At 71.7% G+C, this 26,218-nt stretch carries 27 protein-coding genes; 13 read left to right on the plus strand and 14 right to left on the minus strand.

Annotated elements, in window-relative coordinates; translation table 11 throughout:
- Positions 1-153: 153 nt before the first annotated feature.
- Both pip and IE246_RS26305 read right to left on the minus strand, forming a co-directional pair.
- Entirely contained in the window at positions 154-1,110 is a 957-nt protein-coding gene (gene pip, locus IE246_RS26300) for a prolyl aminopeptidase (RefSeq protein WP_189995407.1), read from the minus strand.
- Positions 1,111-1,185: 75 nt separating this feature from the next.
- Entirely contained in the window at positions 1,186-2,109 is a 924-nt protein-coding gene (locus IE246_RS26305) for a LysR substrate-binding domain-containing protein (RefSeq protein ID WP_189995408.1), read from the minus strand.
- A 126-nt stretch (positions 2,110-2,235) separates the two neighbouring features.
- On the opposite strand from IE246_RS26305, the gene IE246_RS26310 reads away from it, so the two are divergent.
- The 3 genes from IE246_RS26310 to IE246_RS26320 all read left to right on the plus strand — a co-directional run bounded on the left by IE246_RS26310 (position 2,236) and on the right by IE246_RS26320 (position 5,186).
- Positions 2,236-2,682 (plus strand): Dps family protein, encoded by a 447-nt coding sequence (locus tag IE246_RS26310; protein ID WP_189995409.1) that lies wholly within the window; start codon positions 2,236-2,238, stop codon positions 2,680-2,682.
- Between the two features lie 283 nt (positions 2,683-2,965).
- The gene (locus IE246_RS26315) at positions 2,966-3,643 is read left to right on the plus strand and encodes a thermonuclease family protein (protein WP_189995411.1); all 678 of its coding nucleotides are present in this window, start codon (positions 2,966-2,968) and stop codon (positions 3,641-3,643) included.
- Positions 3,644-3,701: 58 nt separating this feature from the next.
- A complete protein-coding gene (locus IE246_RS26320; RefSeq protein WP_189995412.1) occupies positions 3,702-5,186 on the plus strand; it encodes a M48 family metalloprotease in 1,485 nt (494 codons plus the stop codon).
- 27 nt (positions 5,187-5,213) lie between these two features.
- Here the strand turns inward: IE246_RS26320 and IE246_RS26325 are convergent, their stop codons facing one another.
- The 5 genes from IE246_RS26325 to IE246_RS26345 all read right to left on the minus strand — a co-directional run bounded on the left by IE246_RS26325 (position 5,214) and on the right by IE246_RS26345 (position 8,955).
- Positions 5,214-6,098 (minus strand): RNA polymerase factor sigma-32, encoded by an 885-nt coding sequence (locus IE246_RS26325; RefSeq protein ID WP_189995414.1) that lies wholly within the window; start codon positions 6,096-6,098, stop codon positions 5,214-5,216.
- An 86-nt stretch (positions 6,099-6,184) separates the two neighbouring features.
- On the minus strand, positions 6,185-7,006 hold the full coding sequence (locus IE246_RS26330; protein WP_189995416.1) for a hypothetical protein: 822 nt from the start codon (positions 7,004-7,006) through the stop codon (positions 6,185-6,187).
- A 245-nt stretch (positions 7,007-7,251) separates the two neighbouring features.
- On the minus strand, positions 7,252-7,749 hold the full coding sequence (locus IE246_RS26335; RefSeq protein WP_189995418.1) for a CarD family transcriptional regulator: 498 nt from the start codon (positions 7,747-7,749) through the stop codon (positions 7,252-7,254).
- A 354-nt stretch (positions 7,750-8,103) separates the two neighbouring features.
- A complete protein-coding gene (gene fdxA, locus IE246_RS26340; protein WP_189995421.1) occupies positions 8,104-8,442 on the minus strand; it encodes a ferredoxin FdxA in 339 nt (112 codons plus the stop codon).
- Between the two features lie 33 nt (positions 8,443-8,475).
- Entirely contained in the window at positions 8,476-8,955 is a 480-nt protein-coding gene (locus tag IE246_RS26345) for a tellurite resistance TerB family protein (protein WP_189995422.1), read from the minus strand.
- A gap of 53 nt (positions 8,956-9,008) precedes the next feature.
- On the opposite strand from IE246_RS26345, the gene IE246_RS26350 reads away from it, so the two are divergent.
- The 5 genes from IE246_RS26350 (at position 9,009) to IE246_RS26365 (ending at position 13,890) form a co-directional block, all read left to right on the plus strand.
- Positions 9,009-9,734, plus strand: coding sequence for a DUF938 domain-containing protein (locus tag IE246_RS26350; protein WP_189995424.1), 726 nt, complete (start codon positions 9,009-9,011; stop codon positions 9,732-9,734).
- A 133-nt stretch (positions 9,735-9,867) separates the two neighbouring features.
- On the plus strand, positions 9,868-10,278 hold the full coding sequence (locus tag IE246_RS26355; protein WP_189995425.1) for a DUF2946 family protein: 411 nt from the start codon (positions 9,868-9,870) through the stop codon (positions 10,276-10,278).
- Positions 10,279-10,377: 99 nt separating this feature from the next.
- The gene (locus tag IE246_RS26360) at positions 10,378-11,280 is read left to right on the plus strand and encodes an energy transducer TonB (RefSeq protein ID WP_189995426.1); all 903 of its coding nucleotides are present in this window, start codon (positions 10,378-10,380) and stop codon (positions 11,278-11,280) included.
- A 4-nt stretch (positions 11,281-11,284) separates the two neighbouring features.
- Positions 11,285-11,725 carry a DUF2946 family protein gene (locus tag IE246_RS28280; protein WP_373297912.1) on the plus strand — a complete coding sequence of 147 codons (441 nt, stop codon included), beginning with the start codon at positions 11,285-11,287 and terminating at the stop codon, positions 11,723-11,725.
- Positions 11,726-11,781: 56 nt separating this feature from the next.
- On the plus strand, positions 11,782-13,890 hold the full coding sequence (locus IE246_RS26365; protein WP_189995427.1) for a TonB-dependent copper receptor: 2,109 nt from the start codon (positions 11,782-11,784) through the stop codon (positions 13,888-13,890).
- Here the strand turns inward: IE246_RS26365 and IE246_RS26370 are convergent.
- Together IE246_RS26370 and IE246_RS26375 are read right to left on the minus strand one after the other, a co-directional pair.
- On the minus strand, positions 13,863-15,596 hold the full coding sequence (locus IE246_RS26370) for a Na/Pi cotransporter family protein (protein ID WP_189995428.1): 1,734 nt from the start codon (positions 15,594-15,596) through the stop codon (positions 13,863-13,865). The two genes, IE246_RS26365 and IE246_RS26370, sit on opposite strands and share 28 nt — an antisense overlap.
- Complete coding sequence (locus IE246_RS26375; RefSeq protein ID WP_189995429.1) at positions 15,593-16,642, minus strand: amidohydrolase family protein; 1,050 nt, start codon at positions 16,640-16,642, stop codon at positions 15,593-15,595. The genes IE246_RS26370 and IE246_RS26375 overlap by 4 nt, the downstream gene beginning before the upstream one ends.
- 46 nt (positions 16,643-16,688) lie before the next feature.
- On the opposite strand from IE246_RS26375, the gene IE246_RS26380 reads away from it, so the two are divergent.
- Positions 16,689-17,528 (plus strand): flagellin, encoded by an 840-nt coding sequence (locus IE246_RS26380; protein ID WP_229837525.1) that lies wholly within the window; start codon positions 16,689-16,691, stop codon positions 17,526-17,528.
- A 189-nt stretch (positions 17,529-17,717) separates the two neighbouring features.
- On the opposite strand, the gene IE246_RS26385 is transcribed toward IE246_RS26380, so the two are convergent.
- Both IE246_RS26385 and IE246_RS26390 read right to left on the minus strand, forming a co-directional pair.
- A complete protein-coding gene (locus IE246_RS26385) occupies positions 17,718-18,215 on the minus strand; it encodes an NUDIX domain-containing protein (RefSeq protein ID WP_189995431.1) in 498 nt (165 codons plus the stop codon).
- Positions 18,216-18,231: 16 nt separating this feature from the next.
- Entirely contained in the window at positions 18,232-19,767 is a 1,536-nt protein-coding gene (locus tag IE246_RS26390; protein WP_189995432.1) for a UxaA family hydrolase, read from the minus strand.
- Between the two features lie 173 nt (positions 19,768-19,940).
- On the opposite strand from IE246_RS26390, the gene IE246_RS26395 reads away from it, so the two are divergent.
- The 4 genes from IE246_RS26395 (at position 19,941) to IE246_RS26410 (ending at position 23,539) form a co-directional block, all read left to right on the plus strand.
- The gene (locus IE246_RS26395; RefSeq protein ID WP_189995433.1) at positions 19,941-20,864 is read left to right on the plus strand and encodes a bifunctional helix-turn-helix transcriptional regulator/GNAT family N-acetyltransferase; all 924 of its coding nucleotides are present in this window, start codon (positions 19,941-19,943) and stop codon (positions 20,862-20,864) included.
- The gene (locus tag IE246_RS26400; protein WP_189995435.1) at positions 20,861-21,730 is read left to right on the plus strand and encodes a DMT family transporter; all 870 of its coding nucleotides are present in this window, start codon (positions 20,861-20,863) and stop codon (positions 21,728-21,730) included. The genes IE246_RS26395 and IE246_RS26400 overlap by 4 nt, the downstream gene beginning before the upstream one ends.
- A gap of 118 nt (positions 21,731-21,848) precedes the next feature.
- Complete coding sequence (locus IE246_RS26405) at positions 21,849-22,589, plus strand: SDR family oxidoreductase (RefSeq protein ID WP_189995437.1); 741 nt, start codon at positions 21,849-21,851, stop codon at positions 22,587-22,589.
- Complete coding sequence (locus IE246_RS26410) at positions 22,589-23,539, plus strand: threonine ammonia-lyase (RefSeq protein ID WP_189995439.1); 951 nt, start codon at positions 22,589-22,591, stop codon at positions 23,537-23,539. Before IE246_RS26405 ends, IE246_RS26410 begins: the two co-directional genes overlap by 1 nt.
- A 26-nt stretch (positions 23,540-23,565) precedes the next feature.
- Here IE246_RS26410 and IE246_RS26415 read toward each other — a convergent pair whose 3' ends face one another.
- From IE246_RS26415 to IE246_RS26425, 3 genes are read right to left on the minus strand one after another with little or no spacing between them, the layout of a single operon-like run.
- Positions 23,566-24,429 (minus strand): metal ABC transporter permease, encoded by an 864-nt coding sequence (locus IE246_RS26415; RefSeq protein WP_308434502.1) that lies wholly within the window; start codon positions 24,427-24,429, stop codon positions 23,566-23,568.
- The gene (locus IE246_RS26420; RefSeq protein WP_189995441.1) at positions 24,426-25,295 is read right to left on the minus strand and encodes a metal ABC transporter permease; all 870 of its coding nucleotides are present in this window, start codon (positions 25,293-25,295) and stop codon (positions 24,426-24,428) included. The genes IE246_RS26415 and IE246_RS26420 overlap by 4 nt, the downstream gene beginning before the upstream one ends.
- A complete protein-coding gene (locus tag IE246_RS26425) occupies positions 25,295-26,200 on the minus strand; it encodes a manganese/iron ABC transporter ATP-binding protein (RefSeq protein WP_189995443.1) in 906 nt (301 codons plus the stop codon). The genes IE246_RS26420 and IE246_RS26425 overlap by 1 nt, the downstream gene beginning before the upstream one ends.
- Positions 26,201-26,218: the final 18 nt, after the last annotated feature.

Genomic DNA, 26,218 nt, shown 5'->3' on the forward strand with positions numbered 1-26,218 from the left:
TCAACACCATGGTCAAGGAACAAAGGCCATTCAGACCCGCAGACGCTTGACAACAACGCGTACAGTTGCTGGACGGGGCGACCCGCTCCGCGGGACGGACCGAACCGGAACCCACGGGGCGACGACGGGCGCGACTGGCAATGAGGGCTGGAACTACGCCGCCACCAGCGTCTTCAGGCGCTCGGTGGCGCGGACCAGGGCGCGGCGGATGCCGGGCTCCATGGCGGCGTGGCCGGCGTCGGGGACCACCACGAACTCGGCCCCGGTCCAGGTCCGCGCCAGCAGGTCGGCCGAGGCCATCGGGCAGATCACGTCGTAGCGGCCCTGGACGATGACCGCCGGGTGCCGGGCCAGCCGGTCCATCCCGGCCAGCAGGCCCTGCGGCGGCAGGAACAGCCGGTTGGCGAAGTAGTGCGCCTCGATCCGGGCCAGCGCCAGCGAGTGCTGGTCGTTCTCCATGTCGGCGAGCTGCCGCGGATCCGGCACCAGCGCCGAGCACGCCGCCTCGTAGCGCGCCCAGCTGCGGGCCGCCGGCAGGTGCACCTCGGGCCGCGGATCGAACAGGCGGCGGTGGTAGGCGCTCAGCAGGTCGCCGCGCTCGGCTTCCGGCAGGAACTCGGCGAACCGGCGCCAGGCGTCCGGATACAGCAGCCGGATGCCGGTCAGGAACCACTCCACCTCGCTCGGCCGGCCGAGGAAGATGCCGCGCAGCATGAAGCCCAGACAACGCGCCGGGTGCGCCTGGCCGTAGGCGAGCGCCAGGGTCGAGCCCCAGGAGCCGCCGAACACCATCCAACGGTCGATCCCCAGGTGCTCGCGCAGCCGCTCCATGTCGGCGACCAGATGCGGCGTGGTGTTGGCCTGCACCGAGGCGTGCGGCGTCGAGCGGCCGGCGCCGCGCTGGTCGAACAGCACGATCCGCCAGCCTTGCGGATCGAAGAACCGGCGCTGCGCCGGCGAGGTGCCGGAACCGGGGCCGCCGTGCAGGAACACCACCGGAGTGCCGGCCGGGTTGCCGCTTTCCTCCCAGTACAGCCGGTGGCCGTCGCCTACGTCGAGAAACCCGCTTCGGTGGAACGGTATCTCGGGAAACAGGTCGTCGCGCGCCACCGCACCCTCGTCTGTCGATGCGCTGCCGCGATCGGGCGGCGCCCCGGGCCGTTATCGGGCGCTGCCCCGGGATTGTCAAAGACCGGCGATGGCGAAAGTGCCGGGCGGACCGTGGTCGCGCAGGATCCCGGCCATCCGACGGACGTCGTCGACCCGGTCGCGCGAACGCCGGTAGGCCAGCGCCACCGTCCTGCCGATCTTCTCCTCCGCCAGCACCCGATAACGGACCAGCCCGCCGAGATCGGTCTCGCCCGGGACCGCCCCCGCCGGCACCAGGCTGTAGCCGATGCCGGCCGCCACCATCGCCTTCAGGGTCTCCAGGCTCATCGCGGTGTGGCGCGGCCGGTGCCCGGTGCCGCCGCACAGCGACAGCGCCTGGTCGCGCAGGCAATGGCCCTCCTCGAGCAGTACCGCGCCGGCCGGATCCAGGTCGGCGACGTGCACCGACGGCGTGCTCGCCAGCGGCGACTGCGCCTCCACCGCCAGGCGGAACGGCTCGCGATACAGCGGGATGAGTTCCAGGCCGTGGTCGTCGATCGGCGGCGACAGCACGACCGCGTCCAGGGCGCCTTCCCGCAGGCGGGTGAGCAGGTGCTCGGTCAGCCCCTCCTCGATGGTCAGCAGCAGCTCGGGATAGGCCTCGCGCAACGGTGCCAGGGAGTGCGCGAACAGATACGGACCGACGGTGGCGATCGCCCCGAGCGCGAACGGGCCGGCGAGCGGCGCGGTCGCTTCGACCCCGGCATCCATCATCCGGGCCGCCGCGGCGAGCACGGCGCGGGCCCGCAGCACCACCTCCTCGCCGACCCGGGTCGGCATGACCCGGCGGCTGGTGCGCTCGAACACCCGCACCCCGATCGCGTCCTCGACCTTGCGGACCCCCGACGACAGCGACGGCTGGCTGACCCGGCAGGCCTCGGCGGCCCGGCCGAAATGGCCGTGGTCGGCGACCGCCACCACGTACTCCAGGTCACGCAGCGAGAGTCCCCGGAATGTCATAGATCAAACCTATCGAAGCTTGCGGACCAATCGATTGGATGACGGTATCCGAACACCTATGTTTTGTCTCGTAGCCGTTGCGCCGGACCGCCGGCGACGGCCGCGGAACCGACAAGGAGAGGCACGATGACCCGCAACACCGATCCCGTCGTCAAGGCCCTGGAACAGGCCCTGGCCGACACCTTCACCCTGGCCCTGAAGACCCAGAACTACCACTGGAACGTGGTCGGCCCGAACTTCTTCGGCCTGCACAACCTGTTCGAGGAGCAGTACACCGACGCCTTCGGCGCGGTCGACGAACTGGCCGAGCGCATCCGTGCCCTGGGCGCCGCCGCGCCGGGCGGCCTGCAGGCGTTCCGGGAGATCAGCAGGATCGCCGATGCCCAGGAGGGCATTGACGCCAAGGCGATGATCGACGATCTCGCCGCCGGCAACGAGGCCGTCGGAGCGACACTGAAGGCCGGCATCGCGGCTGCCGGGAGCGCCGGCGACGACGCCACCGCCGACCTGCTGACCGGCCGGCTGGCCACCCACGACAAGGCCGCCTGGATGCTGCGCAGCCTTCGCGGCTGACGCACGACAGCCGGCGTCCGGCCGGACGGCGCCGCCTCCCCGCCGTCCGGCCTTCCGCTCCTTGCGGGAGGACGGCATCCGGCTCCGCATTCCTCGCCGGATGCTGGTAGTCTCAAGTGTGATCTTCGATCGGCAACGACCGGCCTACGGCAAGCCCCGCATCACCCGGCGTCGGGTGGGCGCGGGGCTGGCGTGCCTGGTCCTGGCCGGACCCGCCGGGACGGCTGGCGCCCGCCCCGGTCCCGCCGCGCCCGACGGACTGGCCCGGGGCGAGACGGGACGTGTGTCGGCGATCCGCGACGGCGGCACCATCGATCTGGAGGACGGCACCACCGTCCGCCTCGCCGGCATCCAGACGCCCGAGCCGGCCCGCGGCGACCGCCCGGCCTGGCCGCTCGCGACCGAGGCGGCGACCGCGGTCGGCCATGCGCTGCTGGGGAACGACGTCACCCTTTGGCACCCGGAAGACCGCGAGGACCGCTGGGGCCGAAGCCTCGCCCACGTCGTCCGCGACGACGGGCTGTGGATGCAGGGCACCCTGCTGATGACGGGCCTGGCGCGGGTCTACACCCAGCCCCGGACCGCCACCGGCGCCCGGCTGATGCTCGACCTGGAGCGCACCGCCCGCGCCGCCCGGAGCGGGATCTGGCGCGAGCGGTTCTACCGGGTCCGCAACCCGGCCGAGACCTGGGGCGACCTCGACAGCGTGCAGGTCGTCGAGGGCCGCGTGGTCGACGCGGCGGTCGTCCGCGGCACCGCCTACCTCAACTTCGGCCCCGACTGGCGGCGCGACTTCACGTTCCGCGCCAGGCCGGACGTCCGCCAGGTCTTCGCGCGCGCCGGCATCGACCTCGCCGACCTGACCGGACGACGGGTGCGGGGCCGCGGCTGGGTCTTCCCCTTGAACGGCCCGATGATCGACCTTACCCACCCGGAGGGGCTGGAGGTCCTGGAGGAATGACGGAAAACTACCCTTGCGACGTTCGAGTCCATGAACAGCCGGAGACCGTGACGCGCCGATGAAACCGACGATCGGAATTCGCCGCCGGATCGCATCCCTGCTGCTCGCCGCGAGCGTCGCGGTCGGGGCGGCCGGGGTCGGCGGCTGCTCGACCAACCCCGCCACCGGCCAGCAGATATTCACGCTGATGTCGCCGGAGGAGGAACGGCAGGTCGGGGCCGAGCAGCACCCCAAGATCCTCGCCGAGTTCGGCGGGGTCTACGACGACAACGCGATCCAGGCCTACGTCGCGGGCATCGGCGCCAGGCTGGTGGCCAACTCCGAGCAGTCGCAGCTGCCGTTCACCTTCACTGTGCTGGACTCGCCGGTGGTGAACGCCTTCGCCCTGCCCGGCGGCTACGTCTACGTGACCCGCGGCCTGCTGGCGCTCGCCGACAGCGAGGCCGAGCTGGCCGGCGTGATCGGCCACGAGATCGCCCACGTCACGGCGCGGCACGGCGCCCAGCAGCAGGGGCGGGCGGTCTGGGTCGGCCTCGGCGCCGCCATCCTGGGGGCGGCGATCGGCGACCGCGGGGCCGCCGACCTGCTGAACCTCGGCGGCGGCCTGATCCTGCGCGGCTACAGCCGGGAGCAGGAGTTCGAGGCCGACTCGCTCGGCCTGCGCTATCTGGTCCGGGCCGGCTATCAGCCGGACGCCATGGCGTCGTTCCTCGCCCGGCTGCGCGACAAGAGCCGGCTGGACGCCGAGATCCTCGGGACCGGCTCCGACCCTGACGAGTACAGCCTGATGGCGACGCACCCGCGGACCATCGACCGGGTGCAGGAGGCCCGCGCCGCCAGCATCGGCCTCGCCGCCCAGGGCGGGATCGTCGACCGCGAGCCGTATCTGCGCCGGCTCGACGGCATGCTGTACGGCGACTCGCCCGAGCAGGGCTATGTGCGGGGCCGGCGCTTCGTGCATCCGAAGCTGCGGTTCGAATTCACGGTCCCGGCGGATTTCGTGCTGCTCAACGGGCCGACGGCGGTCCGCGCCCGCGCCCCGAACGGCGCCGAGATCCGGTTCGACGCCGCCCGCCAGGAGGGTGAGCACGACATGCTGCGGTACATAACCCGGCGCTGGGGGGCCCGGCTGCCGCTGACCAACCTGACCCGCTTCGACAGCAACGGCATGCAGGGCGCGACCGGGGTGACGCGGGTCTCCTCGAACCGCGGGCCGGTCGATATCCGGCTGGTCGCCCTCGATGGCGGTGACGGCCGGATCTACCGGTTCCTGTTCGCAACGCCGGCCGACGATACGCCGAGACAGGCGGAGGCGTTGCGGCAGACCGCGCTGAGCTTCCGGCGGATCAGCGAGGCCGAGGCGGCTCGCGAGCGGCCGTATCGGCTGCAGGTCCGAACCGCCCGGCCGGGTGACTCCGTCGCCGGGCTGGCGCGGTCGCTGCCCGAAGGGCCGTTCGCCGAGGCCCGTTTCCGGGTCCTGAACGGCCTCGCCCCCGGCGAGCAGCCGCAGCCGGGGTCGCTGGTGAAGACCGTGGTCGACTGACCGGCCCTGCAGGCCGGATCGCCGGGCTCAAAACTCGGGGATCAGGTCGTTCGGGCTGGCCATGCGGTCGGCCAGCCGCTCGCGCAGCTTCAGCAGCGCCCGACTCTCGAGCTGGCGGACCCGTTCCTTCGAGATGCCGAGGTCACGCCCGAGTTCCTCGAGCGTCGCCCCCTCCTCGCGCAGCCGACGCTGGTCGATGATGATGCGCTCGCGCGGGTTCAGGTCGGCCAGGGCCTCCGCCAGCCATTTCGAGAGCGTCCGGGAGTCGCGCATGCCCGTGACGACCTGCTCGGGGCTCGGCCGTTCGTCGGCCAGCAGCCCCTGCCAGTCGTCCTCGCCGTCCTCCGAAACCGTGGCGTTCAGCGACTGGTCCTGGCCGCCCAGCCGGCCCTCCATCGCCTCGACGTCGCGCAGCGGGACGCCCAGGCGCTCGGCGATCGCATCGCGGACCTCTCCGGACATCGTCGTCTCCGACGGATCCTGCAGGCGGGCCCGCAGCCGCCGCAGGTTGAAGAACAGCGACTTCTGCGCCGTGGTCGTCCCGATCCGGACGATCGACCAGTTGCGCAGGATGTAGTCCTGCATGGCGGAGCGTATCCACCAGGTGGCGTAGGTCGAGAACCGGATCTCGCGTTCGGGCTCGAACCGGGCCGCCGCCTGCATCAGGCCGACATTGCCTTCCTGGACCAGGTCGGCGAGCGGCAGGCCGTAGTGGCGGAACCGGCTGGCCGTACCGATCACCAGGCGGGTATAGGCCCGGACCAGCCGGTGCAGGGCTTTCTCGTCGCCATCTTCCCGCCAGCGCCGGGCAAGCTCGAGCTCGTGGTCGCGCTCGAGCAACGGCTCGCGCATGGCCGACCGGAAGAAGGCGGCATCGGCCGCCTGGGTGTTCGGACCTGCGAACTGCGCCATGATCGAGCCCCCCGTCACCATGAAGGCACCCAGCCTTCAAACCATGTACGGAGCGAGCGGGCGCCTGGATCACCGGGCGCCGGGCGTCAGGCCTCGAGGCGGTCCAGGAGAACGCCGTCCGGGGCAAGGCAGGCGGCGATCAGCGGCCCGTCCCGACCGCAGCCGCCGTCGATCGTGAGGGTGATCCCGTCCTCCGACCAGCCGCCGCCGTCCGGATCGTGACCGCGGACGATCCGGGCGAAGCCGTTGTAGCCGGCGGCCGCCCGGGAGAACGTGCCGCTTTCCCACCAGAAGGCGTCGCGCTGGTCGGCCAGCGGGCGGGCCGGATCGAGACCGGCGTGCACGAACAGCACGCCGCCGGGGCCGGTATGGGCATAGCGCCGCAGGCTGGAGAACCAGACCTGGTGACCGGGTGCCGCCTGCATCGCCGCCTTCAGCCGGCCGGTCCACCGGGTCAGCGCCAGCATGCCCTCGTTGGCGGCCGCGAACCCCTGCTCGGGATCGCCGCCGTAGGCCCGCAACGTCGCCTCGACGCCGCGCCCGAGCATCCAGCGCAGCAGTTCCTTCGGTTTCGGCGCGAAGTGGATCTGCAGCAGCTTGTGCCACATCTCCTCCTGCCGGCCGCGCAGATAGACGACGTCCTCGGGCAGATACAGCGGCGGCTGGGCCAGGACCAGCCGGCGGAACCGCAAGGCCTCCGTCAGGGTGGCCCGGACGTCGCCGCCGCCCATCAGGTCGCCGAGATAGACTACGCGGTCGCCGCTCTCGAACCTGGCGCCGATCGCGTCGTGCAGCTCCGCCAGGCGGTCGGCCGCGCCGTGGACCGCGGCGATGGCCCAAATCCGCCGGGCGCGCGACAGATCGATGAAGCGCTCGGTGGCTGGTTCGGTCGGGCTGGTCGTCGGCATCCGGGGTCGCAGTGGTCCGGCGCGGTGTCGTCGGGACTCGGTGATAGCAGGCCGCCCGACGCCGCGAAAGGGGGAGCCGGCGGCGTGCAGCCGCTCCGGCACAACAGAAATCCGGTCAGGGCATCAATCCGACCGCGTGGCCGTGACCGTTCCGATCCGGTCAACGAAACGGGGCGGCGCCGCGGCACCGCCCCCTTTTCCCGTCACCCCCGGGCGTTCCCCCCGGGCGCGCCGTCCGGCGTCGCTCAGGCGGCGTCCATCAGTTTCTCGAGCCGGTCCACGGCGGCCGTCTCGTCGATCTGCTCGATCTTGGCGAACTCGCGGGCCAGCCGGTCGAGCGCCGCCTGATACATCTGGCGCTCGCTGTAGGACTGGTCGGCCTGGTTGCTGGAGCGCCGCAGGTCGCGCACCACCTCGGCGATCGACACCGGGTCGCCGGAGTTGATCTTCGCCTCGTACTCCTGGGCCCGACGCGACCACATGGTCCGGCGCACCTTCGCCCGGCCCTTCAGCTTCTGCAGCGCGGCGTCCATCTGCTTGCGGCTGCTCAGCCGGCGCAGGCCGCTGGTCCGGGCCTTGCCGAGCGGAATCCGCAGCGTCATCCGGTCCTGCTCGAAGTCGATCACCAGCAGGTCGAGTTCCGTGCCGGCTACGATCTGTGTCTCCGTCCCCTTGATCAGCCCGACGCCGTGCGTCGGGTACACAACGAAATCGCCGGTCTTGAATTCGCTCTTCTTTGTCATCGGGCTCTCTGTTTCACATCCATCCCAAGATCCCGCGCAGGTCCAGCGACGCGCCACCCCACCCGGCGCGCCATCGCGGCGTCACGATCGACGCCGAACGACAGTCCGAAACACTCAGGTTCCGTCACTGGTCCCACGGTTTGCGGGGACGGGGCCGGGAATGACTCTCCGTCCCGACTCCGAACGAAGGGGACAGTACCACAAATCGGGGCACAATGGTAGGGCACGGCCGCGGACAAGCACCGCGAACCCGGGGCGAAACGCCACGAATGCGTTAAATCAGACAGTTGTTACCGGAGTCTTAATCCCGGGTGACAATGACGCTCCCGAAACCGGGAATAGCGCCGCCCGGAGTCAGGTTCCCTCCCCCGGCTCCTGGCTGAAGAATCGGTCGAACTTGCCCTTCTCGGCCTGCATCGCGTCGGCCTCGGGCATGGCGTCGATCTTCCGGGTGATGTTCGGCCAGCGCTCGGAATACTCCCGGTTGAGCTCGAGCCACTTTTCCGCCTCCGACTCGGTGTCGGGCAGAATCGCCTCGGGCGGGCACTCCGGCTCGCACACGCCGCAGTCGATGCACTCGTCGGGGTGAATGACCAGCATGTTGGCGCCTTCGTAGAAGCAGTCCACGGGACACACCTCCACGCAGTCGGTGTACTTGCACTTGATGCAGGCTTCCGTGACGACGTAGGTCATCGACGTCTCCTCCGGGGCTCGACCCGCCGCTGTTTAGTCGCTCGAACCCGCCTCATCAAGACCGAGTTTCGCAAGCGCCTGCTTGCGCGCGATCCCGCTATCCCGGTCGCCGACGTACAGAAGCCCGGCGAGACGCCGCATCAGCTGCGCCTCGTAGTCGTGCAGCGTGCCGTCGGCGTACACCACCTCCCACAGCGCCTCCATCAGCATCAGCCGGCCGTCGTGGTCCAGCCGGTCCTTCAGGACCCGGGTGAAGCCGTACAGATCGACCGATTCCTCGGCGGCGTGCGCCGCCTCCGCCATCACCCGGTCGATCTCGTCGCGCGGCACGCCGAACCGTTCGACGAGACGATCTGCCGCAACCGCGCGCTCGCGGTCGTCGACCCCGCCGTCGAGGGCCGCGGCCTTGACCAGCAGCACCGCCGCCGCCGTGGCGAGTTCGTCGCGCGGCGCCGTCGCGGACCCGCCGCCGCCGTCGAGCCTGTCGAGAAAACGCTGCAATCGGGCCAACATCGGCGCCTCCGGCGCATTGCGGGGTCAAGGGGATGACGTCTACATAGGCGGTCATGAACGCCCCGTCAGCCCCCGCCGCCGTCCCGCGGCCGACCGTCCTGCCGCCGACCGTCCTCGCCGACCAGCCGGTGCCGCCGCCGCTCGACCGCCCGGCTCCCCCGGCGGCCGGCGACGCCCCGGCCGCCCGGCGCAATGCCGGGCCGCTGCTGGCGGTGCTGCGCCGGGTGCTGCCGCAATCCGGCACCGTCCTGGAGATCGGCTCCGGCAGCGGCCAGCACGCGACGGCGTTCGCGGCCGCCCTGGCACCGCTGCGCTGGCTGCCGACCGACCCGCGGCCGGCCCTGGCCGGGAGCCTGCAGGCCTGGGCCGCCCTGCTGCCGCCGGCCGCCGCCCGGCCGCTGCCGCCGCGGCTGCTGGACGCAGCGGCCCCGCTCGCCGAGTGGCCGCTGGAGCCGCGCGACGATATCCGGGCGATGGTCGCCACCAACGTCGTCCACATCGCCCCCTGGCCGGTGGCCGAAGGCATCCTGGCGGGCGCGGCCGCCCTGCTGCGGCCCGGCGACCCGCTGGTCCTGTACGGCCCGTTCCGGCGTGACGGGGTCCACACCGGCGACGGCAACGCCGCGTTCGACGCCAGCCTGCGGGCCGAGAACCCGGCCTGGGGGATTCGCGACCTGGAGTGCGAGATGGTGCCGGCCGCCGGTGCCGCCGGGCTCGCCCTGGACCTGGTCCAGCCGATGCCCGCCGACAACCTGACGGTGGTGTTCCGGCGGCAATAGGGTTCCCGGATCCGCAGGTGGTTGCCAACGCGCGTTCGAAGGCTATTGTTGCGCGACCGCTTAAGTACCGACCCGCGTGGACAGTTCGCAGGAAGCCGTGAGGAAGGCCCGTCCCATCAGCCGCCGTCGGCGAATGGCGTCGCGGATCGCCGCCAGGCCGTGGACCCAGTTCGCGGCCATGCTGGCGGTGTTCGCGGTGCTGCTGCGGCTGGGCCTCGGCGTCGGCCACGCCCTCGCGCTGAGCGAGCTGCCGGCGGACAGCCGGGGACAGGCGTTCGACATCGCCGCCTCGATCTGCGGCGCCGCCGGCCCGGCCGCCAAGCCGATCGGCGGCAGCGAGGACGAACGCCCCGGGCCGACCAGCCCGGCCTGCCCGGTCTGCCTGATGGCCGCCGGCCACCTGACCGCCGTGTTGCCCGTGCTGCCTGCCGTCGGCGTCGAACCGACGTCGACCGCCGCCTTCGCGGCACCGCCGCCGGTCACCTGCCCGGCCGGCCCGGCGGTCGCCCGGGTTCAGCCGCGCGCCCCACCCGCCCCGCTCTGAGTTCGTAGCAGCCCCGGCGACGCCTGCCGCACTCCCGTGCGGTGCGGCGGCCGGACTCGATCGAACCCGACCTCGTCGAGGTCACGGGGAGATTCCCCCATGCATCGCCCGACCACTGCGTCCGGCGCCGCGTTCGGCGGACCGGTCGCCGTCTCGCTCTGCCTGCACCTGGCGCTTGCCGGCGCGCTGCTCGACCTTGTCGGCGCCACGACGACCCCGGTGCCGGCCCCGGCCGTGATCGCCGTGCCGTTCACGGTCGTGCCGTACGTCGCCGTGCGGGCGGCGCGCGCTTCCGCAGCCGAACCGGCGAAGGCGGTCCCGGCCGCCGTCGCGCCGGTACAGGCCCCTGTGGCTGCGGCCACGCCGGCCCGGGCCGCTGCAGCACCGGTCCCGCAGGCTCCCGTCCCGCAGGCTCCCGTCCCGCAGGCACCGATCGCCCGGGCTCCGCGTGCGCCAATACCGTCGCCGGCCCGCCCGATTCCCGTGCCCGCGGCTGCGGCCCCCGGTTCGGCGCAGGCAGCACCGCCGCACCCGGAAACCGTCGCCCTGCGGCGGGACGTGCCCGACGCCGCGGCCCCGTCACCCGAGGCCGTCACCGCGACCGAATTGACGGAGCGCCGCAAGACACCGCCACCGCCGACCGGGGGCCAGGCCACCTCGGCGAGCCCGGCAACGCAGACCGCGGGCGCGGCCGTTCCGGGCCTGGCCAACGGTCGAGCCACTGACATCGCCCGCCCGGTCGCCGCCGCAGCCGGCAATCCCGTGCCCGCCTATCCACGCCAGGCTCGCCTGAAAGGATGGGAGGGCACGGTCGTGCTGGCGGTCACGGTCGGCCCCGACGGGCGGTGCCGTTCCCTCGCCGTCGCCCGCAGCAGCGGCTTCGCCCTGCTCGATCGCGCCGCCCTGGAAGCCGTCCGGCAATGGCGGTTCGAGCCGGCCCGCCGGAACGGCCTTGCGGTCGAGGCGGTGGCAGAGGTGCCCGTGACCTTTCGCCTGACATGAGCCGATGAGGGGCAACGTCCTCCATAGCCGGACCACCCGGCGGCAGGTCGTCCGGCGGCGAGTCGCAACATGGCTGACGGTCGCAGCGCTGCTGTTCGCCGACCTGGTGGCTCCGCTGGCCGCCGCACCGCCCGGCAACCCGGCCCTGCCGGGACCGGGCGCCATTGCGATCTGCACGCCCGACGGCGTCGTCTACCTTTCGCTGACCGGCGACCGCCCCGATCCCACCGGCTCGCCCGGCGAAGCCCCGATCCGCCGATCCCGCCCCTGCGTCCTGTGCCTGATCGGGACGCACGCCCCGGCCCTGCCGGCGCCGGATGCGCCGGCGATCGCGCGCCCGACGATCGCTACCCTGCGGCGTCGGAAGGCACCGCACCGCCGACCCGCCCCCGCACGCCCGATCCGTCGCCCGGGCCGACCCCGGGACCCGCCCCGCTTCCGCTGACCCCTCGGCGCGGCAACCGCCGCGACACCCGATCCACGTCAAACGGAAGAACCGACATGACCCAGACCGGAGGCCGCGAAGGCCTGCATTCCATCCTGCTGGCCGGCGTCGCCGCCGCCGCAGCGTCCGCCACTCCCGCGACCGCCCAGACGACGGCCACCCCGACCACCGGCGCGTCCATGCCGGCGGTCGTCGTCGAGGCGCCGCGGCTGACCATCCCGGCGACCGCGACGACCGATCCCCGTGCCGCCGACGTACTGCCCGCGGCCGATGGCGGCGACTACCTGCGCAGCGTGCCGGGGGTCTCCGGCACCCGCATGGGCGGGCACGGCATCGACCCGGTGATCCGCGGCCTGCAGGGCAACCAGCTGAACATCACCAGCGACGGCGCCTACCTGTTCGGCGGCTGCCCGAACCGGATGGACCCGCCGAGCTCGTTCGCGCCGGTCGAGACCTTCGACCGGGTCACCGTGTCGCAGGGCTACCAGACCGTGACGCGCGGCCCCGGCGGGCCGGGCGGCCACGTGGCGTTCGAACGGACGGCGCCGGTCCTGGCCGACGGCAAGCCGTACGAGGCGGACGTCGGCGGCGGCTGGGACGCCAACGGCAACACCCGCGAGGGCTACGCCGACGTCGCCGCCGGATCGCACGGCGCCTATGTCCGGGCGGTCGGGGCCGTCAAGGAGGCCGAAAACTACGACGACGGCAGCGGCAACGAGATCCGCAGCGGGTTCTCGCAGCGCTCGATCGACCTGACCGCCGGCTACAAGACCGCCGGCGGTGCCGCGTTCTCGATCGGCACCGGGTTCGCCCGGGTCGACGACGCGCTGTACGAGGGTGCGGCCATGGATGCGCCGTTGGACGAGTCTCGCACCCTGCGCGGCCGGTTGGCGGTCCCGCTCCAGAACGGGCCGGTCAGCGAGGTCCGGGCCGACGCCTACGTCACGGCCGTCGACCACGTGATGGACAACTACTCGCTCCGCGACTGGACGGCGGCGATGGCGATGCGGGTCGATTCCGAGTCCGACACCTACGGCGGCAGCCTGGCGGCCGACCTGCCGCTCGGCGCGACCCTTCTGACCGTCGGCCTCGACGTGCAGCGCAACCAGCGCGAGGCACTGCGCTACCGCGGCATGTCCGACAGCAACGTGACCCAGCTGAACTCTTTGATGTGGCCGGACACCGACATCCGCCAGTTCGGCGTGTTCGCGGAAGGCACGACCGAACTGACCGGCACCACCCGGCTGGTGCTCGGGGCCCGCTACGACCGGGTCGACGCCGAGCTCGGCCGCGCCGGCGAGGTCGTCGCCTCGACCGGCCGCAGCGCAAACGACCTGTACCGCCTGTACTACGGCACCACCGGCGACGACCGGGCCGAGAACAACCTCGGCGGCCTGGCCCGGCTGGAGTACGACCTGAACCCGGCGACCACCGTGCATGTCGGGTTCAGCCGCAGCGTGCGGACCGCCGACGCCACCGAGCGGTCGATGGCGTCCGACATGATGGCGAGCAGCTGGGTCGGCAACCCGGACATCGAGCCGGAGGCCCACCACCAGGCCGAGATCGGGGTGCAGACCGGAGCCAAGGCCTGGTCGGTCGGCGCCATCGCCTATGTCGACCGGGTCGGCGACTTCATCCTGCGCGACACCGCCCGCGGCCAGGACGGCATCCAGCTCAGCAACGGGGCGACGGTGTACCGCAACGTCGACGCGCTGCTGTCCGGCTTCACCGTGAACGGCCGCTACCGGTTCGGCGGCAACTGGGTGGTGTCGGGCGACGCCACCTACACCTACGGCAGCAACCTGGACGACCGCCAGCCGCTGGCGCAGATCCCGCCGCTCGAGGGCAAGGTCGGCCTGGCCTACGAGGCCGACGGCTGGAGCATCGGCACCACCCTGCGGGGAGCGATGAAGCAGACTCGGGTCGACTCCGACCCGGCGACCGGCTCCGGCCGGGATGCGGGGGAGACCCCGGGTTGGCTGACCCAGGACATCTACGCCAGCGTCGACATGGTGGCGCCCTTCAAGCTGCGGGTTGGGGTGACCAACCTGTTCGACCGGACCTACGCCTACCACCTCAACCGGTCGAACTCGTTCGACCCGACCGAGGTGCAGGTCAACGAGCCGGGACGCTCGGTCTACCTGCGGGTCAGCGCGTCGTTCTGATCCGCCACGGGTCGCCGGGCGGGCGCCTCGGGCCCGTCCGGCGACACCGCCCCGGGCTCAGGCTCAAGCACCGGTTCCGGCTCGTCGCCCGGGTCGTCGGCGACCTGCCCGGCCGGCCGGCGCAGCCGCCGGTCGGCCTTGGCGAACTGGTCGACCAGGCGGTGGCAGCCGCTGAAGCCTTCGAGCAGAAGATCGAGCCGGTCGACCGACAGCCGCCGGTCGGCTCCGAGCCGCAGCAGGCCGGCCTTGGCGGTCTGGTAGACGCCTTCCAGCTCCGCCACCGCCAGATCGCCGGCATCGAGCTCGGCCTCGGTCTCGGACAGCGCCGAGAAGGTCTGGCGCAGGCGCGCGAGGTAGGCCTCGACGATCGGCCGGGCGGCACCGTTCTGCGGCTCGAGCATCGCCGCCCGCAGCCCGTTCAGCCTGGGCGTCAGCCGCGACGCCTCCATCAGGTAGCGCGCCACCCGGATCAGCTCCGGCAGGGTCTCGGCGTCGTCGCGCGGCAGGCTCGACATCCGGGTGGTGGTTGCGAACTCGGTGATCGCCGTGCCGAGGCCGGCCACCGCCTCGGCACGGCGCGCCATCCGGTCCGGTCGCGCCTCGGTCGCGGCCAGGGCGGCGGCGACGTTGCTGAGGACCAGCCGGCGCATCCGGCGCAGCTCCTCGCGCAGTGCCGCCAGCGCCAGGGCCGGGGTCGCCGACACCGTGGCGTCCAGGTGACGCGGCCGCCCGAGGTCCTCCTCGACCGTCCGGAACAGCCGGCCGAGCAGGCCGGCGATGTGATCGGCGACCGGCAGCAGCAGCACCACGCCGAGCAGGTTGAAAAGCGTGTGGAACAGTGCCAGGGCGGGCTCCGGCCGACCGCCGACCTCCAGCCAGCCATTGGCCATCTGGACCAGTTGCAGCAGGAGCGGCAGCAAGGCCAGCGCCACCACCCCGGTCAGCAGGTTGAACAGGATGTGCCCGGCCGCGACGCGTTTCGCGTTCGGCGTCGCCTCGATCACCGCGAAGGCGGCCGTGCTGGTGGTGCCGACATTGGCGCCGATGATCGCCGCCGCGGCGGCGTCGAAGCCGATCAGCTGCTGGCCGGCGGCCGTCAGGATCAGGGCGATCGAGGCGCTCGACGACTGGGTCAGCACGGTCGCGCCGAAGCCGATGCCGAGATAGACCAGCACGCCGGTCAGGCCGGCGGCCGCCGGCAGGCGCTCGGCAAGCCCCCCGGACAGCGCCCCGAAGGCGCCCTGCAGGATGTCGATGCCCAGGAAGAAAAGGCCGAACCCGGCCAGCGCTTCGCCGAGGCCCTGCAGGCGCCGGCCCGGTGCGATCAGCCGAAGCGCCATGCCGACCGCCAGGATCGGCAGCGCCAGCGCGTCGACCTTGAAGCCGATGCCGGTCAGGCTGACCAGCCAGCCGGTCATCGTCGTGCCCATGTTGGCGCCGAACACCACGCCGACGGCGTGCGGCAGCTTCAGGATGCCGGCGTTGACGAAGCCGATGGTCGCCACCGTCACCGCCGAGGACGACTGCACCAGCGCGGTGACCAGGGCGCCGACCGCGGCCCCCTTGATCCGCGTCGCGGTCGAGCGCTCGAGCAGCCGCTTCAGCCCGGCCCCGCCGAACAGGCGCAGGCCGTCGGTCATCATGCTCATCGCCAGCAGGAACAGGGCGAGCCCGCCGGCCGCCTCGAAGGCCGCCTGCAGGGTCACGGCGAAACCGGCTCCGGAAAGCCGAACAGCGCGGCCGCATTGTCGATCAGGATCCGCCGCCGCAGCCCCTCGTCCTCGGTCCACTCGCCGAGCAGGTCGAGCAGCCAGCGATCGTCGGGGACCGCGCCGCGGGCCGACGGGTGCGGCCAGTTCGACCCCCAGACCAGCCGCTCGGGCGCGAACCGGATCAGCAGCCGGGCGATCCGCTCGACGTCGCGGTAGCGCGGCCGCTGGCCGTGCTTCGGGCGTTCGTTCGAGCTCTCCTCCGGGCCGGACAGCTTGACCCACACCTTGTCGGCGTCGATCAGGCGCAGCAGCGCGCGCAGCCCCGGCTCGCGGTCGCCGACCGGGCCGAGGAAGCAGCCGACATGGTCGAGGATCACGCGGCCCGGCCACGACCGCAGGCGCTCCTCGACCTCGTGCAGGAACCGGCCGTCCATCTGCAGCTCGACGTCCCAGCCGACGGTGTCGTGGACCCGGCCGGCCAGCCGATCGGTCTCGGTCCACTCGATCAGCCGCCAGGGGTCGCGCATCTGGAACCGGGTCGCCACGCAGCCGGCGGCGTCCAGGTCGCGCAGCTCGCCGTCGGACACCGCCGGGCCGACCGCCGCGACGCCGCGCGCCCGCCCGGTCGCCCCGTCCGGTCCGCCGTCGAACTGGGCCAGCGCGTCGAGCAGGCAGCCGTGGTCGAAGCCGTGAGCGCTCGACTGCACCACCACAGCGCGGTCGAGACCGAGCCGCCGGCGCAGCCTGGCGTAGTCGTCGGCCGATGCCGGTTTCGGCCGGTAGTCGCCGCCGTCGCGGTACGGAAAGCGCTCGGGATCGCCGAACACGTGGATATGGGCGTCGCACGAGCCCGCCAGGACCGGCGGATCGTTCGCGGCATCTCCGTCGTCCTCGCGCGCCTCGGCTTCCTCGTCCTCGGATTCCGGCGCCGCCGCCTCGGCCAGCATGTCCTCCAGGCTCGGGCGCGGCTCGGAGCCCGGTGGCGGCGGCAGTTCGTAGAACGCCGGGTCGCTCGGCAGGATCAGCGGAAACTTGGCCACGTCAACCTCTCAGCGGCACCCATCTTGCATTGCCGGGTCCATGGTGATGTCGGTCAACACCAACCCGGAAGCCCTGACCGCGCTTCGCAACCTCGAAGCCGCGAACCGCCGTGCCGGCACCGTCGGCGAGCAGGTCTCGACCGGCCGGAAGGTCCGCGGCGCCGTCGACGACGCCTCGAACTTCGCGATCGCCCAGGGCCTGCGCGGCGATATAAAGGCCGCCGGCGCGGTAATCCAGGGCCTCAACAACGCCAAGGGCATCGCCAAGGTCGCCCTGGCCGGCGCCACCGCGGTATCCGACCTGATGGCCGACATCCGCAAGAAGATCACCGAGGGCGCCAACCAGGGCAACACCGCCCAGCAGCAGCAGATCCTGCAGGACGACTACGAGGAGCTGCTCGCCCAGATGCGGCAGGTCCTGGAGAACGCCGAGTACAACGGCATCAACATCCTCATCGAGGTGGCGATCCCGTTCAACCTGGCGGTCGGCACGGTGCGCGACGTCGACGTGCTCTCGAACCTGGAGGGCGACACCATCCGGCTGCGCGGCCAGCGCCTCGACCTCGCCTACGCCCGGCTGGCCAACGAGGACATCTCGAGCCCGGCCAACGCCCTGAACGCGCTCACCCAGTTCGACCAGGACCAGCAGCTGGTGCACGACGCGCTCGGCGAGCTCGGCAGCGACCTGCGCCAGCTCGAGCTGCAGACCGAGCAGCTGCAGGGCGTCCTCGACGCCACCGAGGAAGGCCTCGGCAACATCGTCGACGCCGACATGGCGCGGACCTCGGCCGAGCTCAACTCGATCCAGGTCCGCCAGCAGCTCGCCACCCAGACCCTCGGCATCGCCAACCAGGCACCGCAGGTCCTGTTGGGGCTCTTCCAGTAGGGCCATTGCGGTTGCCCCACGGCGGCCGGTGGGTTCCGGAGCCGGGCGCTCACGCGCCCCCTCCGGAATGACGATATTGGGTAATGGGCAGGGTCGGTTGGCGATCACCTCTCTTCCGTCATCCCGGAGGGCCCGCGCCAGCGGGCGGCTCCGGGACCCACGGAGCGACGGGCGGCAGAGGGCCCCCGCTCAGATCAGCTGGAACGCCCCGCCGGTCGCCTTGTAGCGCTGCAGGGCGCCGAGGGTGCGGGACACCGCCAGGGTGCGGTCCTCCGGCAGGGCGTCCTGGGCGAACCAGCGGACGTCCAGGCTCTCGTGGCCGTCGGCCTGCGGCTCGCCCGCCCACTCGGTGCAGTGGAAGATCATCGCGAAGGCGTGCAGCACGTCGCCGTTCGGGTACAGGATGCGGTCGTCGACCGGGTGGCTGGAGAACCCGACCGGCACCAGCCGGTGCGCCGTCAGCCCGGCCTCCTCCAGCAGCTCCTGGCGGGCGGTGTCCTCGATCGACTGGCCGATCTCGCCGGACCCGGCCGGCCAGCCCCACAGCTTCATGTCGCCGCGCCTGATCAACAGGATGCGGCCCGCCGAATCCTCGACGATCACCCGGGCGCCCGGCATCAGCACCGGGCGGCTACCGATCACCGCCCGGAGCTTGCCGAGATAGCTGTCGGCGAAGGACCCGCTCACCGCGGGACCCACTCGCTCACATCACCGCGCCGATCTGCCAGGGGATGAACTCGTTGTCGCCCATGCCCTGGGCCTCCGACTTGGTCTGCGAGCCGGACGCCACCTCCAGCAGCCGGTCGAAGATGCGCTGGCCCATCTCCTCGACCGACACGCCCTCGTCGACGATGGCGCCGCAGTTGATGTCCATGTCGTCGGACATCCGGTTGTACATGGTCGAGTTGGTCGCCAGCTTCAGCGACGGCGCCGGCTTGCAGCCGTAGACCGAGCCGCGGCCGGTGGTGAAGCACACGATGTTGGAGCCGCTCGCCACCTCGCCGGTGATCGAGGCCGGGTCGTAGCCCGGGCTGTCCATGAACACGAAGCCCTTGGCGGTGATCGGCTCGCCGTACTTGTAGACGCCGGTCAGGTTGGTGGTGCCGCCCTTGGCGGCCGCCCCCAGCGACTTCTCCAGGATCGTGGTCAGGCCGCCGCGCTTGTTGCCCGGCGACGGGTTGTTGTTCATCTCGCCGCCGTTGCGCGCGGTGTAGTCCTCCCACCACTTGATGCGCTCGATCAGCTTCTCGCCGACCTCCTGGCTGACCGCGCGGCGGGTCAGCAGGTGCTCGGCGCCGTAGATCTCCGGGGTCTCGGCCAGCACCGCGGTGCCGCCGTGCCGGACCAGCAGGTTGGCGGCCTCACCCAGCGCCGGGTTGGCGGTGATCCCGGAATAGGCGTCGGAGCCGCCGCACTGCAGGGCCAGGGTCAGCTCGCTCGCCGGGCACGCCGAGCGCTCGGCCTTGTCGGCCTCCGGCAGCATGTCCCTGATGATCCCGGACCCCCACTCGACGGTCTTCCTGAGGCCGCCGGCGTCCTGGATGTTCATGGTCTGGAAGCCCTCGCCCCGCTTGATGCCGTAGGCTTCGAGCAGAAAGTCGATCTGGTTGACCTCGCAGCCGAGGCCGACCATCAGCACGCCGGCGAAGTTCGGGTGCCGCGCCATGCCCCACAGCACCCGCTGCAGGTTGGCGTAGCCCTCGCCGTCGCCGGCCATGCCGCAGCCGGTCGAATGGGTCAGCGCGACCACGCCGTCGACGTTCGGATACTTCGCCAGGACGTCCGGGGTGATCGCCTCGGCGATGTACTTCGCCGCGGTCGCCGAACAGTTCACGCTGGTCAGCACGCCGATGTAGTTGCGGGTGCCGATCCGGCCGCTGGCGCGCCGGAAACCCTGGAAGGTCGCCCGGTCGCTGTCGTTGAAGTACGCGGTCGGCTTGGCGTCGACGCCGAAGGCGTAGTCGCGCTCGAAGTCGTGCATCTCGACGTTGTGGACGTGCACGTGCTCGCCGACCGCGATGTCCTCGACCGCGAAGCCGATGATCTGGTCGTACTTGCGGATCGGCTCGCCCTTGGCGATCGCCCGGGTCGCGACCTTGTGGCCGGACGGGATCGGCTGGGCGACGGTCACGCCCTCGCTGGCGATCTCGGTGCCCGGCAGCAGCTCGGCGCGGGCGGTGACCACGTTGTCGGCGGCGTTGAGGCGGATGGTCAGCCGCACGGGATCGGCGTCGGCCATGGCGGTCACTCCTGGGGTGAAAGCGTTTTCGGAACCATTGCGGCCGGATCATAGCGAACGGCCCCGCCGCCGCAACGCCGACGACACCGGAACCAGGGTACTGGCATCTGATATTTAATTGACATTAGCAACCATTTAATTGACTATGCCAACGAACTAACGCGGTGTCCACGATGAGCGACCTCGACTCCCGCATCGAAGCGGTGCGCGCCTTCAACCGCTTCATCACCCGGCACATCGGCGCGCTGAATGAAGGCCTGCTGGCCAGCTCGTTTTCGCTGACCGAGTGCCGGATCCTGTACGAGCTGGCGCACCGGCCGGGCGTGACCGCCAGCGAGCTCGGGCGCGACCTCGGCCTCGACCCGGGCTACCTCAGCCGGCTGCTGCGCAGCTTCCGCGAGCGCGGGCTGGTCACCGCCTCGGCCGCCGAGAACGATGCCCGCCGCCAGGAACTGCGGCTGACGGAAACCGGTGACCAGGCCTTCGCGCCGCTGAACCAGCGCTCGCGGGCCGAGGTCGCGGCCGTGCTCGCCCCGCTGGCCGAGGCCGACCAGGCCCGTCTGATCGAGGCCATGCACACCATCGAGACGCTGATCGGCGAGCGCCGGCCGGCCGCGCCCACGATCGTGCTGCGGCCGCACCGGCCGGGCGACATGGGCTGGATCGTCCACCGCCACGCCGCGCTGTATGCCCGGGAATACGGCTTCGACGACGGCTTCGAGGCCCTGGTGGCCGAGATCGCCTCCAACTTCATCCGCAACTTCGACCCGAACTGCGAGCGCTGCTGGATGGCCGAGCGCGACGGCGAGCCGGTCGGCTCGGTGTCCGTCGTCCGCCTGGACGAGACCACCGCCAAGCTGCGCCTGCTGTACGTCGAGCCGTCGGCCCGCGGGCTCGGGATCGGTCGTCGGCTGGTCGACGAGGCGGTCGCCTTCGCCCGTGCCGCCGGCTACCGGCGCATGATGCTGTGGACGATCGACTTCCTTACGGCCGCCCGCACCATCTACGAGACCGGCGGCTTCACCCTGGTGGACCGCACGCCGAACCACGCCTTCGGACGCGACATGGTCGACGAGACCTGGGCCCTCGACCTGTGAGCCCGTACCGGCTGGCGATCCTGGCGGCCGTCGGCACCGGGGTACAGGTCGGCGCCGCCATCGTCGCGACCCGGTTCGCGGTCGGTCAGGTCGGGCCCGGCTCGCTCGCCCTGCTGCGCTACGCGGTCGGCTGCCTGTTCCTGGCACCGGTGGTCCTGTCGTCCGGACTGCCGCGGTTCCGGGCCCGCGACGTCGCCCCGATCGCGATCCTCGGGATCCTGCAGTTCGGCGTGCTGGTGGCGTTGCTGAACCTGTCGCTGCAGTACATCCCGGCGGCCCGCGCCAGCCTGCTGTTCGCCACCTTCCCGCTGATGACCCTGCTGCTCGGCGCCACTACGCGGCGCGAGGCGCCGTCGGCGCGGGTCGCGGTCGGCGTCACGGTCTCGATCCTGGGCGTCGGGCTGACCCTGGGCGAAGGCGTAGTCGCCGGGGTCGGCGGGCCGGACGAATGGATCGGCGCCGCCGCCGCGCTGGGCTCGGCACTGACCGGCGCGCTGTGCTCGGTGCTGTACCGGCCGTATCTCCAGCGTTACCCGACCCTGTCGGTCGGTTTCACCGCGATGGCCGCCTCGGTCGGGTTCCTGGCGCTGGTCGCCGCCGGCGAGGGCTTGTTCGCCGGCTGGCCCGAGGTCGACCTGGCCGGCTGGGCGGCGATCCTGTTCATCGGCCTGTCGAGCGCGGTCGGCTACCTGCTGTGGCTGTTCGCGCTCCGCCACGCGCCGCCGACCCGGGTGACCATGTTCCTCGGACTCAGCCCGGTAACCGCCGCCCTGCTGGGCACGGCGCTGCTGGGCGAGCCACTGACCGCCGGCACGGTCGGCGGGCTGGTGCTGGTAGTGACGGGGCTGGGCCTGGCGCTACGCTAGCGACGGCCCGCCGCGCTCGTCATACGACATACGGCCGTGGACAGCGCCGACGGATCGGCTAGTCTCCGGCCCGTGACCGGCCACACGCCGGACCAGACGACAATTCGGGAGGACACCCATGGCCGGTCGGCTGCAGGGAAAGAGGGCGCTCGTCACCGCTTCGGCACAGGGCATCGGCCGCGCCACCGTCGAGGCGTACGCGCGCGAGGGCGCCCAGGTCATCGCCACCGACGTCAACCCGGCCAGGCTGGCCGAGCTGGAGGGCGTGCCCGGCATCACCACCCATGTGCTCGACGTGCTCGACGCCGACGCCATCAGGGCGGCGGCCGACCAGATCGGCGCGGTCGACGTTCTGTTCAACTGCGCCGGCTTCGTCCACCACGGCACCATCCTGGAATGCGACGAGGACGCCTTCGACTTCTCGATGAACCTGAACGTCAAGGCGATGTACCGGATGATCCGGGCGTTCCTGCCGGCGATGATCAAGGCCGGCGGCGGCTCGATCATCAACATGTCGTCGGTGTCGGGCAGCGTGAAGGGCATCCCGTTCCGCTTCGTCTACGGCACCAGCAAGGCGGCGGTGATCGGCCTGACCAAGTCGGTCTCGGCCGACTTCCTGCGCCAGGGTATCCGCTGCAACTGCATCTGCCCGGGCACCGTGCAGTCGCCGTCGCTGGACGACCGCATCGCCGCCTTCGACGACCCGGTGCAGGCGCGCAAGGACTTCATCGCCCGCCAGCCGCTCGGCCGGCTCGGCACCGCCGAGGAGATCGCCGCCATGGCCGTGTACCTGGCCGGCGACGAGAGCGCCTACACCACCGGCCAGCACTTCATCGTGGACGGGGGGATCGCCGGCTGATGTCGAATACGGTAACCCTCGCCGACATCAACGCCGCCCGCGGCCGGATCGCCGGCAAGGTCCGGCTGTCGCCGGTTCTCGAGGTCGGCCCGGCGCGCACGCCGGTGATCCCGGACTCCCGCCTCGTGCTCAAGCTCGACTGCCTGCAGCCGACCGGCAGCTTCAAGGTGCGCGGCGCCACCAACGCCCTGCTGTCGCTGCCCGAGGAGCAGGTCGGCCGCGGGCTGATCACCGCGTCCGGCGGCAACCACGGACTGGCGGTCGCCTACGCGGCGCGCATGGGCGGCACCCGTGCGGTGGTCTACCTGCCGACCAGCGCCCCCGCGGCCAAGGCCGAGAAGCTGAAGGCCTGGGGGGCCGAGGTGGTGATCGAGGGCAGCGTGTTCGACGAGGCGGCGGTCGCCGCGACCGCGCGCGCCGAAGCCGAGGGCATGACCTTCCTGCACCCGTTCGCGCCGCCGGCGGTGATCGCCGGCCAGGGCACCGTCGGGCTGGAGATCGTCGAACAGATCCCAGAGGTCGACACCGTGCTGGTGGCGATCGGCGGCGGCGGGCTGATCGCCGGCGTGGCGACCGCCATCAAGGCGCTGCGCCCGAACGTCCGCGTGGTCGGGATCGAGCCGGAGGGCGCACCGACCCACCACGCCAGCCGGGCGGCCGGTCGGATGGTCACCCTCGACGCCATCACCACGGCGGCCGGCACCCTGGCGCCGCGCCGCACCGAGGCGCTGAACTTCGAACTGGTGTCGGCCAATGTCGACGACCTCGTGCTGGTGTCCGACGAGGCGATGCGCGAGGCCGCCCGCTGGCTGTGGTTCGAATGCGGGCTGGCGGCCGAGCTCAGCGGTGCCGCCGGCGTTGCAGCCCTGATGTCCGGCGCCGTCACGGTGCGGCCGGGCGCGACGGTGTGCGCGCTGGTGTGCGGGGCGGGAACCGACGGGCTGGCGTAGCGGCACCGGGCCGCGGCGGCGAACGGTCAGCCGTTCCCGGTAGCGGCCCGTATCGCCTGCTGCGAGCGGCGGCGGGTCAGAACCTGACGCCGCACGAACGCGACGACGAAGATCGCGGTCAGGATCAGCACGATGGTCGGCGCCGGCGCGCTGTCGAGGAAGAAGCTCAGATAGACGCCGAGCAGCATCGACGCCATGCAGACCGCGACCGCGACCAGCAGCATCCGCCCGAAGCTCCTGACCAGCAGGAACGCGACGGCACCGGGGCCGATCAACAGGCCGACGGCGAGGATCAGCCCGGCCGCCGTCAGGGTCGCGACGATGGTCAGCGACAGCGCCGCCAGCAGCCCGTAGTGCATCCAGGCGACCGGTAGGCCCGACGCCTGGGCCTGGGCCGGGTCGAAGCTGTGCAGCAGCAGGTCCTTCCACTTGAGGGCAACCGCCGTCGAGACCACGAGCGAGATCAGGCCGGAGGTCCAGAGCTCGTGAGGCTCCACCCCCAGCATGTTGCCGAACAGCACGTGATCCAGGTGGATGTTGGTCCGGATCGACACGTAGAGCACGATGCCGACGGCGAACATGCCCGAGAACACCACCCCCATCACGGTGTCGCGCTTCACCCGGCTGTTGTGCGACAGGTAGCCGGTGGCGAGCGCGCAGGTCATGCCGGCGGCGAACGCGCCGACGATCAGGGGGATGCCGAGGATGTAGGCCAGCACGACGCCCGGCAGGATCGCGTGGCTCACCGAGTCGCCCATCAGCGCCCAGCCCTTGAGCACCAGGTAGCAGGAGATCAGGGCCGTCGGCACCGACACCAGGATCGAGATGTAGAAGGCGTTCCGCATGAAGCCGAACGCGAACGGCAGGAGCAGCGGGTCGAGCTCCATCATGAGGCCACCCTCCCGCGGCGCAACGCCGCCGCCGCCTTGCGTCGCACGGCGAGCAGCCCGTGCTTCGGGGCCAGGACGAAGGCGACCAGGAAGATCAGGGTCTGCAGCGTGACGATGATGCCGCCGGTGGCCCCGTCCAGGAAGTAGCTGGCATAGGCGCCGACGAACGCGGTCGCGGCGCCGATCACGACCGAGGTCAGGATCAGGCGCGGGAACCGGTCGCACAGCAGGTAGGCGGTCGCGCCCGGCGTGACGACCATGGCGATCACCAGGAACGCGCCGACCGTCTGCATCGCCGCCACCACCGAGGCCGACAGCAGCACGAAGAACACCGCCTTGAGCAGGCCCGGCCGCAACCCGATCGAGCGGGCGTGGTTCTCGTCGAAGAACGTCACCATGAGGTCCTTCCACTTGGCCAGCAGGACCGCCAGGGAGACGAAGCCGATGATCGCCAGCTGCAGCGTGTCGCCCGGGCTGATCGCGAGGATGTTGCCCATGACGATGGTCTGGACGCTCACCGACATCGGGTTGACCGACACGATGAACAGGCCGAGCCCGAAGAACGACGTGAATATCAGGCCGATGATGACGTCGACCTTGAGGCCGGATCGTTCGGACAGGAACAGCATGGCGCCGGCCGCCAGCCCGCCGGCGATGAAGGCGCCGAGGGCGAACGGCAGGCCGAGGATGTAGGCGCCGGCCACCCCCGGCACCACCGAATGGGACAGCGCGTCGCCGATCAGCGACCAGCCCTTCAGCATGAGGTAGGCCGACAGGAAGGCGCACACCCCGCCGACCAGCGCCGACACCCACATGGCGTTGGTCATGTAGCCGTAGCCGAACGGCTCGAGCAGCAGGGCGCCCATCAGCCCTCCTCGCTCTGCATGGTCCGCTCGCCGTACTGCACGAACGGCCGCTCGTCGTCGGTCAGGATGGTGACCGCCCGGCCGTCGTCGTCGTCGTGGAGCGCGTCGCCGCCCAGGGTGAAATGCCGCAGCACGCCGCCGAACGCCCGTTCCAGGTTGGCGCGGGTGAAGGTGGTGGCGGTCGGCCCCTGAGCCAGCACGGTCCCCTTCACCAGCACGGTCCGGTCGCAGTACTCCGGCACCGAGCCCAGGTTGTGGGTGGACACCAGCATCACCCGTCCCTCGGCCCGGAGCTCGCGCAGCAGCGCGACGATCTGCTCCTCGGTCTTGACGTCGACCCCGGTGAACGGTTCGTCCAGCAGGATCACCTGGCCGTCCTGGGCGAGCGCGCGGGCCAGGAACACCCGTTTGCGCTGGCCGCCGGAGAGTTCGCCGATCTGCCGCTGCCTGTAGGCCTGCATGTTCACGCGGGCGAGCGCGCGGTCCACCGCCTCGCGATCCCGTGCCGACGGCCGGCGCAGGAAGCCCATATGGCCGTAGCGCCCCATCATCACCACGTCCTCGACCAGCACCGGGAAGCTCCAGTCGACCTCCTCCGACTGCGGCACATAGGCGACCAGGTTGTCCCTGAGGGCCTCCTTGACGCTGCGCCCGAGCAGCCGGATCTTGCCACGGGCGACCGGCACGAAGCCCATGATCGCCTTGAAGATCGTCGACTTGCCGGCGCCGTTCACGCCGACCAGCGCGGTCACCGTGCCGCGCGGGATCGCGAAGCTGGCGTCGTACACGGCCGTGTGCCCGTTGCGATAGGTGACCCACAGGTCGCGGGCCACGATGCCGTCGGCCTCCCCGTCGGGGACGCTCGACGGGTCGGCGGAAAGGGCGGCTTGCGGTTCGGTCTGCATCGGGGTCTCGCCGGGATC

Origin of the sequence: Thalassobaculum fulvum (assembly GCF_014652915.1) — a bacterium.
In the GTDB taxonomy this organism is placed as follows: Bacteria; Pseudomonadota; Alphaproteobacteria; order Thalassobaculales; family Thalassobaculaceae; genus Thalassobaculum_A; species Thalassobaculum_A fulvum.

Excerpts from the sequence above, each read along its gene's own strand:
- IE246_RS26305 (WP_189995408.1), bottom strand. The coding sequence starts at position 2,109 with ATGACATTCCGGGGACTCTCGCTGCGTGACCTGGAGTACGTGGTGGCG.
- IE246_RS26310 (WP_189995409.1), top strand. The coding sequence starts at position 2,236 with ATGACCCGCAACACCGATCCCGTCGTCAAGGCCCTGGAACAGGCCCTG.
- IE246_RS26320 (WP_189995412.1), top strand. The coding sequence starts at position 3,702 with ATGAAACCGACGATCGGAATTCGCCGCCGGATCGCATCCCTGCTGCTC.
- IE246_RS26325 (WP_189995414.1), bottom strand. The coding sequence starts at position 6,098 with ATGGCGCAGTTCGCAGGTCCGAACACCCAGGCGGCCGATGCCGCCTTC.
- IE246_RS26330 (WP_189995416.1), bottom strand. The coding sequence starts at position 7,006 with ATGCCGACGACCAGCCCGACCGAACCAGCCACCGAGCGCTTCATCGAT.
- IE246_RS26335 (WP_189995418.1), bottom strand. The coding sequence starts at position 7,749 with ATGACAAAGAAGAGCGAATTCAAGACCGGCGATTTCGTTGTGTACCCG.
- fdxA (WP_189995421.1), bottom strand. The coding sequence starts at position 8,442 with ATGACCTACGTCGTCACGGAAGCCTGCATCAAGTGCAAGTACACCGAC.
- IE246_RS26345 (WP_189995422.1), bottom strand. The coding sequence starts at position 8,955 with ATGTTGGCCCGATTGCAGCGTTTTCTCGACAGGCTCGACGGCGGCGGC.
- IE246_RS26350 (WP_189995424.1), top strand. The coding sequence starts at position 9,009 with ATGAACGCCCCGTCAGCCCCCGCCGCCGTCCCGCGGCCGACCGTCCTG.
- IE246_RS26355 (WP_189995425.1), top strand. The coding sequence starts at position 9,868 with ATGGCGTCGCGGATCGCCGCCAGGCCGTGGACCCAGTTCGCGGCCATG.
- IE246_RS26360 (WP_189995426.1), top strand. The coding sequence starts at position 10,378 with ATGCATCGCCCGACCACTGCGTCCGGCGCCGCGTTCGGCGGACCGGTC.
- IE246_RS28280 (WP_373297912.1), top strand. The coding sequence starts at position 11,285 with ATGAGGGGCAACGTCCTCCATAGCCGGACCACCCGGCGGCAGGTCGTC.
- IE246_RS26365 (WP_189995427.1), top strand. The coding sequence starts at position 11,782 with ATGACCCAGACCGGAGGCCGCGAAGGCCTGCATTCCATCCTGCTGGCC.
- IE246_RS26380 (WP_229837525.1), top strand. The coding sequence starts at position 16,689 with ATGTCGGTCAACACCAACCCGGAAGCCCTGACCGCGCTTCGCAACCTC.
- IE246_RS26390 (WP_189995432.1), bottom strand. The coding sequence starts at position 19,767 with ATGGCCGACGCCGATCCCGTGCGGCTGACCATCCGCCTCAACGCCGCC.
- IE246_RS26395 (WP_189995433.1), top strand. The coding sequence starts at position 19,941 with ATGAGCGACCTCGACTCCCGCATCGAAGCGGTGCGCGCCTTCAACCGC.
- IE246_RS26405 (WP_189995437.1), top strand. The coding sequence starts at position 21,849 with ATGGCCGGTCGGCTGCAGGGAAAGAGGGCGCTCGTCACCGCTTCGGCA.
- IE246_RS26410 (WP_189995439.1), top strand. The coding sequence starts at position 22,589 with ATGTCGAATACGGTAACCCTCGCCGACATCAACGCCGCCCGCGGCCGG.
- IE246_RS26415 (WP_308434502.1), bottom strand. The coding sequence starts at position 24,429 with ATGATGGAGCTCGACCCGCTGCTCCTGCCGTTCGCGTTCGGCTTCATG.
- IE246_RS26420 (WP_189995441.1), bottom strand. The coding sequence starts at position 25,295 with ATGGGCGCCCTGCTGCTCGAGCCGTTCGGCTACGGCTACATGACCAAC.
- IE246_RS26425 (WP_189995443.1), bottom strand. The coding sequence starts at position 26,200 with ATGCAGACCGAACCGCAAGCCGCCCTTTCCGCCGACCCGTCGAGCGTC.